Origin of the sequence: Tateyamaria sp. (assembly GCF_039945315.1) — a bacterium.
Taxonomy (GTDB): domain Bacteria; phylum Pseudomonadota; class Alphaproteobacteria; order Rhodobacterales; family Rhodobacteraceae; genus Tateyamaria.
In genome coordinates this window covers 64,061-75,890 of sequence record NZ_JBDUXB010000049.1, presented here as the reverse complement: position 1 = coordinate 75,890, position 11,830 = coordinate 64,061, and the positions used below count along the sequence as shown (strand labels likewise).

The 11,830-nt window shown below is 59.2% G+C and carries 12 protein-coding genes; all 12 read left to right on the top strand.

The features are described 5' to 3' along the window. Positions 1–145: 145 nt before the first annotated feature. Positions 146–1,192, top strand: coding sequence for an ABC transporter ATP-binding protein (locus ABJD00_RS15350; protein WP_413832336.1), 1,047 nt, complete (start codon positions 146–148; stop codon positions 1,190–1,192). Positions 1,193–1,294: 102 nt separating this feature from the next. Continuing rightward, positions 1,295–2,515 (top strand): ABC transporter substrate-binding protein, encoded by a 1,221-nt coding sequence (locus ABJD00_RS15345; RefSeq protein ID WP_413832334.1) that lies wholly within the window; start codon positions 1,295–1,297, stop codon positions 2,513–2,515. 58 nt (positions 2,516–2,573) lie between these two features. Beyond that, positions 2,574–2,807, top strand: a complete 234-nt coding sequence (locus tag ABJD00_RS15340) for a hypothetical protein (RefSeq protein WP_413832332.1) — start codon at positions 2,574–2,576, stop codon at positions 2,805–2,807. After that, on the top strand, positions 2,804–3,832 hold the full coding sequence (locus ABJD00_RS15335) for a carbohydrate ABC transporter permease (protein ID WP_108835332.1): 1,029 nt from the start codon (positions 2,804–2,806) through the stop codon (positions 3,830–3,832). Before ABJD00_RS15340 ends, ABJD00_RS15335 begins: the two co-directional genes overlap by 4 nt. Continuing rightward, complete coding sequence (locus ABJD00_RS15330) at positions 3,832–4,983, top strand: carbohydrate ABC transporter permease (RefSeq protein WP_413832330.1); 1,152 nt, start codon at positions 3,832–3,834, stop codon at positions 4,981–4,983. The genes ABJD00_RS15335 and ABJD00_RS15330 overlap by 1 nt, the downstream gene beginning before the upstream one ends. A 79-nt stretch (positions 4,984–5,062) precedes the next feature. After that, a complete protein-coding gene (locus ABJD00_RS15325) occupies positions 5,063–5,599 on the top strand; it encodes an ester cyclase (protein ID WP_413832328.1) in 537 nt (178 codons plus the stop codon). A gap of 4 nt (positions 5,600–5,603) precedes the next feature. Beyond that, on the top strand, positions 5,604–6,932 hold the full coding sequence (hisD, locus tag ABJD00_RS15320; protein ID WP_413832326.1) for a histidinol dehydrogenase: 1,329 nt from the start codon (positions 5,604–5,606) through the stop codon (positions 6,930–6,932). Between the two features lie 65 nt (positions 6,933–6,997). Beyond that, positions 6,998–8,008, top strand: coding sequence for an ester cyclase (locus ABJD00_RS15315; RefSeq protein ID WP_413832324.1), 1,011 nt, complete (start codon positions 6,998–7,000; stop codon positions 8,006–8,008). Next, positions 8,005–9,054: an ester cyclase gene (locus ABJD00_RS15310; RefSeq protein WP_413832322.1), complete on the top strand. Its 1,050-nt coding sequence runs from the start codon at positions 8,005–8,007 to the stop codon at positions 9,052–9,054. Before ABJD00_RS15315 ends, ABJD00_RS15310 begins: the two co-directional genes overlap by 4 nt. Next, positions 9,051–9,812, top strand: coding sequence for an SDR family NAD(P)-dependent oxidoreductase (locus ABJD00_RS15305; protein WP_413832320.1), 762 nt, complete (start codon positions 9,051–9,053; stop codon positions 9,810–9,812). The genes ABJD00_RS15310 and ABJD00_RS15305 overlap by 4 nt, the downstream gene beginning before the upstream one ends. Next, complete coding sequence (locus ABJD00_RS15300) at positions 9,812–10,831, top strand: LacI family DNA-binding transcriptional regulator (RefSeq protein WP_413832318.1); 1,020 nt, start codon at positions 9,812–9,814, stop codon at positions 10,829–10,831. Before ABJD00_RS15305 ends, ABJD00_RS15300 begins: the two co-directional genes overlap by 1 nt. Further along, positions 10,828–11,796: an ester cyclase gene (locus ABJD00_RS15295; protein WP_413832316.1), complete on the top strand. Its 969-nt coding sequence runs from the start codon at positions 10,828–10,830 to the stop codon at positions 11,794–11,796. Before ABJD00_RS15300 ends, ABJD00_RS15295 begins: the two co-directional genes overlap by 4 nt. Positions 11,797–11,830 lie beyond the last annotated feature (34 nt).

The following is an 11,830-nucleotide window of genomic DNA, read 5'->3' as shown; positions in this document are numbered from 1 at the left end:
AACGTTCCAGAATTCCGTGAAAGCACGCGATTCCATCGCTTTGGCGACGTTGGGTTAACTATTTTGCACACGTGTGCAAAAAACTGTTGCCAAGACGTACGTGCGGTGGCTAGCGTTTGATATCAAGCTGTCGCGAGGGATCATTATGGCCGAAATTCAGCTACGCAACATCAACAAGCGCTGGGGTACGTTTGTCGGGGTCGACAACTTCGACCTCACGATTGCGGACCAGGAATTCCTCGTACTGCTGGGTCCTTCAGGCTGTGGAAAAACCACGACGATGCGGATGATTGCGGGGCTAGAGGACGCAACAGACGGTGACATCGTGATCGACGGCAAGCGGGTCAACGATCTGGACCCAAAAGACCGCGACGTGGCGATGGTGTTTCAATCCTACGGGCTCTACCCGCACCTCAATGTCTATGAAAACATCCGCTTTCCGTTGAAGGTGCGAAAAGCAGACCCCGCAACGCATGACGAGCGGGTACGCCGCGCCTCCGCAATGGTTGAGCTCGATGAATTTCTGCACCGCAAGCCCGCTGAACTTTCTGGTGGTCAGCGTCAGCGCGTCGCTCTTGCCCGAGCGATTGTGCGCGAGCCGAACGTGTTCCTGATGGATGAACCACTCTCCAATCTGGACGCCAAACTGCGGGTTTCCACCCGCGCCCAGATCAAGAACCTAAGCCACGAGTTGAAGGTCACAACCGTCTACGTGACCCACGACCAAATCGAAGCAATGACATTGGCTGACCGCGTCGTGGTGATGAAACAGGGCAAGGTCCAACAAGTGGGCACCCCAACTGAAATCTACGACAACCCGGCCAACACTTTCGTAGCAAGCTTTATCGGCTCACCTGCGATGAACCTGATGGACGGCACAATGGCGGGCGGTACATTTACCGGCGACAAGGTCAAGATCGGCGGCCTTGGCGTGCCCGACGGGCCTGTCACCTTGGGGTTCCGTGCCGAAGACGCTGCATTGGCTGAAGCCGACGGCCAGATCAACGCCCCGATCTACACAATCGAACTTCTGGGTGATGCGACCATGCTGACGGTCCGTGCGGGCGGACAATTGGTTTCGGTCAAGGCGCACAAAGAATTCCGGGCAGAGATAGGCGACATGATCTCCTTCTCGATCCCGAACACGATCTGTCACGCATTTGACAGTACGTCAGGCGAACGCCTCGGCTGACATGACACCCCGTTGTCCCCGGGGGCACCCGGGCATCGGGCAATCCAAGTTGGTGCAGGCTTGCAAGGTGCACTGACAAAAAACGCAACAGGGAGTTTGCACATGTATCTTAAGAAACTGGCACTGGCGGGCGCTGTCTCGCTTATGGGCACATCCGCGTTCGCGGCGTGCTCTTACGAAAACACGGTGCCGCTGAAATCGCTGAGCGCTGGATTTGAAGCGTGGAAAGCCGTCACAGACGCCATGGCCGAGTGCGGGAATTTTCAGGCCGAGCTTGATCAGGAATTCCGCACCAAGCAGCCTGCCGCCTTCGAAGCGAACCCATCACTTTATCACATCGGTGGCGTATCCAACGGCACCGTCACACCGTTGCTGAACGCTGGCACGATCCGCCCGCTGGACGATCTGGTCGCAAAATACGGTCAGAACCTGTCGCCCAACCAGCTGATCAAAGTTGACGGCAAGACTATGGCGATTGCCATGATGGTCAACACCCAGCACCTGATGTACCGCGAAGACATCTTCAACGATCTCGGTCTTGAAGTGCCCACCACATGGGACGAAGTGTTTGCCGCCGCCGAAACTATCAAAGAGGCCGGTGTTGTGGACCACGCCATCGGTGCCACGATGAAATCGGGCTGGAACCTCGCGCAGGAATTCGTGAACATGTACCCGGCCTTTGGTGGTGCGTTCTTCAACGCAGACAACTCTGCCGCGGTGAACTCCGAGGCGGGTGTGAAGGCCCTGGAAACATTGGCGAAAACGCTTCCATACGCCGATCCAGAGGTGCTGGTTAGCGACTCAACTTACGTGCAACAGCAGTTCCAACAGGGCAAAATTGCCATGTCGAACCTCTGGGCGAGCCGTGGCGCCGCCATGGATGACGAAGCCGAAAGTACAGTTGTAGGCAAAGTCAAAATGGCTGCCGCACCGCTTGCCATGGAGGGCGGCGCACCTGCCACCACACTGTGGTGGGACGGCATTGTGATCGCGGCGAACATCACCGATGAGGAAGCTGACGCTGCTTTCCGTCTGGCGATGGAAGGTCTGGACGAGGAAATGGTCAAGGCCAACAACGGAGCCGCGATCTGGCTGGTCAAAGGCTATGAGCCCGGTCCTCTGGCCGCAGGTGCGATTGCAACGGCCACCGCGTCTCCCGCGGCTCCGCCTTACCCGTCGACCACTCAAATGGGTCTGATGCACACGGCGCTTGGGAACGAACTGCCTGCATTCCTGACAGGGGAACGTGACGCAGCAGCCACGCTCGTCGCGATTGAGGAATCCTACGCTACCGCGGCCAAAGAGGCCGGTGTGCTGAAGTAAGCCACTTACTTGGCTGGCCGGGGCGTTCCCGGCCAGCCAATCCAAACACTGGGATGTCATGCAAACTGAATTCGATCATATCGTTGTGGGCGGTGGCTCTGCTGGATGCGCGGTTGCTGCGCGTCTTGCCGAACAACCGGGCGCACTGGCGGGAATGCCGCCGGCCCGATTGCGGCATCCGCGTCGACCAAGAGCAACCTTTGGCGCCAACACCAATGGCGCATCCATGATGAACGGCTGGCAGATCGGGGGCCCAATGGCCGCTGCCACCCACGAAAGGACTGCAACATGAAGTTTAAGACTTTCTTCTGGTTCGTCGCGCCGTCGGTATTCATGATGCTGCTCTTTATCGCAGCGCCACTGGTTTCGGTGTTCATCCAGTCCTTTCAGGTGACCCAACCGGTCATGCAACAGATCGAGGTGGAAACCTGCACGCCCGGGTTCCTGACCCAGACCTGCACCACTGAAATGAAAACAGTGCCAACGATCGACGAAGAGACAGGCAAGACGATCACGACAACCTCGTGGGTTGGTTTTCAGAGCTATGCCAACGTGCTGCAAATGGACAAGGTTTGGGAGGCGATTAGCAGCGGAGCTGTCGGTGACATTCTGCAGATCGACTTCTGGAAGGCGCTGCGTTTCACCCTGATGTTCACGCTGCTGACACTGCCTTTGGTCATCGGTGTAGGGCTGATGATTGCGCTGGCGGTCAACAATGCAGCCAAGGCATTCAAGGGCCCCATAATCTTCGTCTCCCTTCTGCCCTTTATCATCACGCCGGTGATTGGGTCACTGTCGATCTACTGGCTTTTCGTGGGCGACGGCATCCTTACGGCAACGCTGGAACGCTGGACCGGGCAGGACATTGCGATGTTCGCTCAGGCTTGGACAATTGAACTCCTGATGTACTTTTACCGCGTCTGGCACGTGGCGCCCTTTGCTTTCGTGATCTTCTATGCGGGCCTGCAAACCGTGAATATGGACACGCTGGAATCCGCGATCATCGACGGAGCCAGCCGGTTCGAACGTCTTCGCTATGTGATCGTGCCGCACCTGATGCCGCTGATCATCTTTATTGCGCTGATCCACCTTATGGACTGCTACCGGACGTTCGAAGAAATCGTCGGCTTCCGCTCTCAGGCGCACGTGATTTCGCTGCAGTGGCTCACCTACGATTTCATGGTGCCGGATGATGCGGGCAACCGTGCGATTAGCCGGGCGTCGGCCTCGGCCATGCTGACCATGATTGGGATCGTTGTTCTGTTGATCCTGCCGTTGCGCCGCACATGGCGTGACCACAAAGGGGGGGCACACTGATGTCGAAGGCAACCGCACAACCGCTTTCGCTCAAAGTTGCATCGGGCGCATTCCTCGCCTTCTGGTGCTTGCTGGCGGCCTTCCCAATCGTGTGGATCGCGGTGATGAGCGTCAAATCCCCGCGCGACGCCTTTGCGGCGAGCGCTTGGGACGTCATAACCGGGCCTGCGACCCGGGCCGCGGGCAACGGGCTGTCGATCATCGACATCGTGCTGGGGCTGGCATTTCTGTTCTTTGCGATCCGCTGGGCCTTTACGGGCCTGCCAAAACTGGTTGAGCGGTTCTCTCGTCCGGGGCTGATCGTTGTGGGATGGCTGGTCGGCGCGGCCGTCTTTGGCCTCGCATTCGTGCTGATCTTTTTTGGGATATTGCCGCCGGTATTCGGGGTGATCAATTCGATCCTAGGACCCATTGGCGAGCCGATCATTGGGCTTACGACCGAACACTATCAGGCTGTCTGGGGCGAAAACCAGTTCTACCGCAACTTTATGAACTCGATGATTGTGACGGCTGGTGTGGTTCTCATCTCTTTGACCGTGGGTACGCTGGCAGGCTACGGGTTGGCGCGTTCGGGTTCGAACCTTGCCTTTTGGCTTTTGATCCTCGCTCTTGTTTTCCGCGCACTGCCGCATTCGGTTCTGGTGGCGGGGTACCTGCCGTGGTTCATCAATTCCGCTGAAATCCTGCGGCCCATCTTTGGGGACCTCTCGCCGACGCTCTACGGGCAACCGTGGGCGGTGATCGCGGTGCTTGTGTCCATCAACCAACCGTTCACGATCTGGATGCTGCGCAGCTTCTTCCAGAACATTCCTTCCGAACTAGATGAGGCCGCCCGGGTGGATGGGTGCAGCCACTTCCAGGCCTTCCGCCGCGTTATCATGCCGGTCATGTGGCCGGGGGTAATCACAACGGGCCTGTTCTCATTCCTCTTGGGCTACAACGACTTCCTTGTGACCTCGCTGCTTCTGGATGCGCAGAACCAGACGATGGTTCCGGCCATCGCGGGCTACTTCAACCGTGAAACCACAACAACAGATCAGGTCGAGGCGGTGGCGGCGGCGGTGTCGATCACAGCGCCTTTGTTCTTGCTGGTGATGGTGTTCCAGCGCCAGATCGTGAGCGGGCTTACGGCGGGGGCCGTCAAAGGCTGATGGTTTCTTCTGACCCAAAATACCACGGGGTCCGGGGCAGCGCCCCGGTCCTGTTCTCAAAAATCAAGGATGACGTTGCATGAAAGGGTCTCGCCCCGAACAAGCCGTGCTGACACGCGACACCGATCTCAGCAAAACAGACGAAACCCGCGCTGTGATCGAAGGAATGGTGGACGGCCTCAACGATCACCGCATTGATGATATTGGCCAGTTCTTTGCCGAAAGCTTTCGCTGGATGGGCAATCAGGGCTGCGGGACCAAGACCGGGTTGCAAGAGTTTCAGGACAACTGGCAGCGCCCGTTTCAGGCCGCCTTCAGCGACAAGGTCTGTGTGGACGAGGCGCGCATTTATATGGGCGAATGGGCCGCAGCCTTTGGACGGCAAGAGGCAACGCATTCGGGTGACTTCATGGGGGTCGCCCCCACGGGCAAGCGGATCGACATCCGCTACATGGATTTCTGGAAAGTCGAAGACGGGCGGATCACCGACAACTACGTCATGGTCGATTTCCCGCATGTGCTGGCCCAGCTTGGGGTCGATGTTTTCAAAGGTGAGGGATGGGAGGCGTTCGATAATGGCGACAGGGTCGCGCCCCACCCCTCAGGGATGAGGTGACGAAATGACAATTGAGTATTTGAAAACCGGGAAGCCGGAAACGGAGCGGGACGCAGACGATGCCAAAACGCGTGCGATCGTTGAGGCGACTCTGGCGGATATCGCGGCACGCGGGGACGTGGCCGTGCGCGAATTGTCGGAAAAGTTCGACAATTACTCGCCACCTGCGTTCAAACTGTCGGCCGAAGAGATCGATACGTTGATCGCGCAACTGACCCCGCGCGAGTTGGAGGACATCCGTTTTGCACAGGAGCAGGTACGCAACTTTGCCCAAGCCCAGCGGGACTCGATGCTGGACATCGAGGTTGAGACGATGCCGGGTGTGATCCTCGGGCACAAGAATATCCCGGTGCAGTCCGTTGGCTGCTACGTGCCCGGTGGCAAGTTCCCGATGGTGGCTTCGGCCCACATGTCGGTCGCGACAGCTTCTGTCGCTGGTGTCCCGCGGATCATCGCCTGCACGCCCCCCTTTCAGGGCAAACCCAACCCGGGCGTGATCGCGGCCATGCACTTGGGCGGCGCGCACGAGATCTACGTGATGGGTGGCATTCAGGCGATCGGCGCGATGGCTTTGGGCACCGAAACGATTGAACCTGTGCATATGCTCGTCGGGCCCGGCAATGCCTTTGTGGCAGAGGCCAAACGGCAATTGTTCGGCAAGGTGGGCATTGATTTGTTCGCCGGGCCGACCGAGACGATGGTGATCGCGGACGACACGGTGGACGCTGAAATGTGTGCCACCGATCTCTTGGGGCAGGCCGAGCATGGGTACAACTCTCCGGCTGTTTTGCTCACCAACAGCCGCAAGCTGGCCGAGGCGACGCTGGTCGAGATAGACCGCATTCTGACCATCCTGCCAACGGCCGACACTGCGTCCAAGTCGTGGGAGGACTACGGCGAAGTGATCTTGTGCGATACCTATGACGAGATGCTGGAAGTCGCAGACGACATCGCGTCGGAACATGTGCAAGTGATGACTGATCGCGACGCCTGGTTCCTCGAGCATATGACCTGCTACGGCGCGCTCTTCCTTGGTCCACGCACCAACGTGGCCAATGGGGACAAGGTGATTGGAACCAACCACACGCTGCCAACCAAAAAGGCGGGGCGGTACACGGGCGGTCTGTGGGTCGGCAAGTTCCTCAAGACGCATTCCTATCAAAAGGTCACAACAGACGCGGCGGCTGCTGAAATCGGCGCCTATGGTTCGCGCCTGTGCATGCTCGAAGGGTTCGTGGGCCATGCGGAGCAGTGCAACCTGCGTGTGCGCCGCTACGGCGGTGTGAACGTGCCTTACGGCACCGGTGCCCCAGCACGGGATGCCGCAGAGTAAAAAGGGGGGCTAGCCTCCGTCCTGCGGACTCCCCCAGGATTTTTGAAATCAGAGAAGAAGACCCTATGGGGACCGACATCAATCAACGCAACAAGGCGAAGGCACTGACACTTTGGGCGGAACTTGACCGCGACCCGAACAGAGCGTTGGCGTTGCTGGACAAGGTCAAGCAGTGGCAGGGACCCGAACCCATTGGCATCCACAGCAGCGGTGCGGGCATCGTTGCTGCGATGTTTACCCCCCTGCGGGCCGCGATCCCGGATTTGCAGCGCCAGACCCATATCCTGATGGGCGGTCAGTCTTCGGCCAATGAAAGCGGGCAGGGGGATGGTGCGTGGTGGGTCGCTGGCACGGGCTACTACACTGGCCGCGCCATCGCGGACGTCTTTGGCATTCCGGCAACGACGCGCGATCTGCGCATTCGCTGGGGTGAATTTTTGCGCTTTGATGCAGACGGGCAAGTGACACATGCCCAGACCATTTGGGATTTTGTCGATTGGTTCGAACAGATTGGACTGCCCATCCTGCCGCGCCCGAACGGGGCCTCGCATGTCTACCCGGCCCCGACGGGCTATGATGGAGTACTGGCTGATGCCCAAAACGTCAAAGAGACCGAGCAAAGCATGGGGTTGGGTCAGGCGTTGATCTTTGGGGGTCTCAACACCTTTGACGAAAGTGATCTCTCAAGCATGGGTATGGCCCGCTTTTTCCATCCCAAAATCAAATGGTATGGCCCCGGCGGGATCGGAGCCTGCCTGTCATTGCACGAGTTCGAAACCTTGCACCAACGCCCGTGGCTGACGGCCTTTCCTGACCGCAAGGTGATGCATCTGGAAAGCCTATTTGCCGAAGGCCGTATGGTCGCCGCCTCTGGACCCAAGGGCGTTGTCGCGACACATACCGGTCCTTATCTGGGCCAGCCTGCCAGTGCTGCGCATCTGGAGGTCTCGGGCCTTGATTTCTGGCTGCGCACTGGCGGGCAATTCACCGAAAACTGGGTGTTTGTAGATATGATCCATCTCTTTGCTCAGATGGGTGTCGATCTATTTGCGCGGGCCAAGGGGCATTGGCCATGAGCGATACACATACGCTGCACAAGACTCTTTTGGCCCCTTTGCGGGCTGCCATGTATGATTTTAACGCGAACGCAGTGCGCGCCGCCCTGCATGCTGTTTGTGACACCGATGTCCAATTCAATTTGGCTTTTCCGTTCGAAACGACTGCGGGGGTGGACGCCTATTTTGACAAGGCTTACGACCCACTGCTGGCTGCGATCCCTGATCTGGAACGGCGCGATTTCATCGTTATGGCCGGCCCCACCCCGGATGGGCACGACTGGGTTGGATGTGGCGGCTACTACACCGGCACCTTCCAGCACCCTTGGCTGGATATCCCGGCCACGGGGCACATCGTGCACATGCGGTTCCACGAGTTTTACCGCTTTGTTGACGGTCGCGTGGTCGAGATGCAGGCGCTCTGGGATATTCCCGAGGTGATGATGCAGGCGGGCGCGTGGCCAATGGTGCGGAGCCTTGGGCGCGAATGGCACGTGCCGGGGCCTGCCACCTGCGATGGGCTGGTGCCGGGACCCTATGACGACAAAGAGGGCGCGGCCACCTGCCAGCATATCATCGACATGCTGGAGCACATGAAACGCCACCCCAGCCAGGGCGGCCCTGAAGTGATGGAGATGGAACGGTTCTGGCACCCGCGCGTGATGTGGTACGGCCCCTCTGGCATCGGCTCGGGACGGGGTATCGCGGGTTTTCGCAACTGGCACCAGATCCCGTTTCTGAATGGGATGCCGGATCGTGGTGCCTTTGTGGATGACATCGTCTATCACTTCTTCGGGGACCGCGCCTATGCGGCGGTCACGGGCTGGCCGAACATGTATCAGACCATAACGCACGATGGATGGTTGGGCCTGCCCCCGACAGATAAAAAGGTTGCGATGCGCAGCCTGGATTTCTGGCGGCTTGAGAACGGGTTGATACGGGAGAATTGGGTGATGGTGGACCTGCTGCATATGTATGACCAGATCGGGGTAGACGTGCTGGGGCGCATGCGCGAGTTCAATAAGGCACGCGCTGGGTTTGGTCCTGAAACGGGGCAGGCGCTATGAGAACTTTGCCACGCACACCATCGCTCGATTTGACGGGAAAACGCGCTCTGGTGACAGGGGCATCGTCGGGCATTGGGCTGGGCTGCGCCGTGGCGTTGGCCGAGGCCGGCGCGCATGTGGTGTGTGCGGCAAGACGCGCAGACGTGCTGAACGATGCGGTCGCCGCCATGCAAGCCGCCGGGCTGAGCGCAGAGGCGTTGCAGCTGGATCAGACCGACATTCCCGCCGTCTACGCCGCCTTTGAGACGCCCTGTGATGTCGTCGTCAACTCGGCTGGCCTTGCGCGGCACAGTGCAGCCCTCGACACTGTACCGCAGGATTATGACGCGGTTTTCGACATCAACGTCAAAGGTGCATACTTCCTGTCGACGTCCGCCGCACGCGCGCTGATCAAGGCAAACAAACCCGGCTCGATCATCCACATTTCATCCCAGATGGGCCACGTGGGCGGTATCGACCGCACGGTCTATTGCGCGACCAAACACGCGGTCGAAGGGATGGTCAAAGCCATGGCAATCGAGTGGGGTAAATCAGGTGTCCGCATCAATACGATCTGCCCGACCTTCATACGCACGCCGCTGACGGAACCGACGTTCAACGACCCGGACCGCTATACGTGGATCATGGACAAGATCAAATTGCCCCGCGTGGGCGAGGTGAGTGACATCATGGGCGCGGTGCAGTTTCTGGCAAGTGACGCCTCGGCCATGGTGACAGGCACTTCAATGCTGATCGACGGAGGTTGGACGGCAGACTGATGGGCGAAAAGGTAACAGCATTGGACGTGGCGGAACGGGCGGGTGTGTCGCGCTCGGCTGTGTCTCGTGTGTTCACGCCGGGTGCCTCTGTGTCCGAACGCACGGCCAAAAAAGTCCGCTCGGCAGCCGAAGCCCTCGGGTATCGCCCCAACGTACTGGCACGCTCCCTGATCACCGGGCGCTCGCGTATTATCGGTCTTCTGGTCGCCTATCTCGAAAACCAATTCTATCCCGAAGCCATCGAACGGCTCAGCCACGAGCTACAAAAGCGGGGCTATCACGTCCTCGTCTTTATGGCTGCGAACTCCGGCGAAGAGGCGGACGAGGTGATGGAAGAACTGCTCGACTACCAGGTCGATGGGATCATCGCGGCCTCTGTCGGAATGTCCAATGATCTGACGCGTCGATGCGAGGCCGCAGGCATCCCGATCGTGCTGTTCAACCGCGCGCAGGATGATGATCGCCTCTCTGCTGTGACATCCGACAACTACCACGGTGGGCGCAAGCTGGCTGAATTCCTTGTCGCGGGCGGGCACAGCCGCATTGCCCATATCGCTGGTTGGGAGGGGGCCTCGACGCAGCGGGACCGCGAGGCGGGGTTCGTTGCGGGGTTGAACGCAGCAGGCCAGAGCCTGTTCGCCCGCGCCATGAGTGACTTTCAGTTTGAGCAGGCCAAGGCGGTCGCGCGCGACATATTTTCCGCAACCGATATTCCTGATGCGGTGTTCTGCGCCAATGACCACATGGCCTTTGCGGTCATGGATGTCCTGCGTTTCGAACTGGGGCTTTCGGTTCCGGGCGACGTGTCCGTTGTGGGGTACGACGACGTGACGCTTGCCGCATGGCCCAGCTATGATCTGACCACAGTGCGCCAGCCTGCCGGGCAAATGGCGCAAGCCACTGTGGGTATCCTGATGGATCGCCTGAGCGATCCCGACACCAAACCGCGCCGTGTTGCACTTGACGGCCCCCTGATCATTCGCGGCTCTGCCCGCATTCCCAAAGGATGGACCTCATGAAGGGTTTTTCAAACCGGTGGAAAGATTTCCCCGACTACATCATCGGCATCACCAAAGAGATATGGGAAGACCGCGGCATCGCGACACTGCACCATTACTACAGCAACGACATTGTGGTGCGTTCGCCCGGAAGTGTGGTGATCGGGAACGAAAAGGTCATCGGGGCGACAATGGCCACGCTTGCGGAATTCCCTGACCGCACGCTTCTGGGTGAAGACGTCATTTGGTCAGGCACCCCGGAAGAGGGCATGTTGTCGTCCCACCGCATCCTGTCGACAGCGACACACACGGCCGACGGCGTCTATGGGCCTGCGTCTGGCAAGAAGCTGCAATACCGGATCATTGCGGACTGCCACGCGATCAACAATCAAATCAACGATGAATGGCTGATCCGGGATCAAACGGCCATCGTCAATCAAATCGGCTGGGACGCCAAGGAATACGCCGCTGATCTGATCGCACGCGAAGGCGGACCAGAAAAGGCAGCGCGCCCGCTGACCCCTGCAACAGATCAGCCCGGGCCCTACAAAGGGCGGGGCAATGACAACGCATGGGGTAAGAAATACGCCGATATCCTCACCCGGATCATGAGCGCGGACATGGCCGTGATCCCGGCTGAATACGATCGCGCCGTGCAGTCCGAATATCCCGGCGGCACCACCGGGCACAGCCATGGCCCGGTTGATCGGTTCTGGATGGGCCTGCGCGCGTCTTTCCCGGATGCAACCTTTACCATCGACCACCAGATTGGGCGCGACGATGATCATATGCCACCCCGCGCAGCGATCCGCTGGGCGTTGCATGGCAAACATGACGGCTGGGGCTACTTTGGCGCGCCGACAGGGGCAGAGGTTTACGTGCTGGGCATCAGCCATGCCGAATTCGGCCCATGGGGTCTGCGCCGTGAATTTGCACTGTTTGATGAAACGGCGATCTGGAAACAGATCCTGCTTCAAACAGGATAACGCGCGAATGGCCTTGAATGGGAACCATACGGTC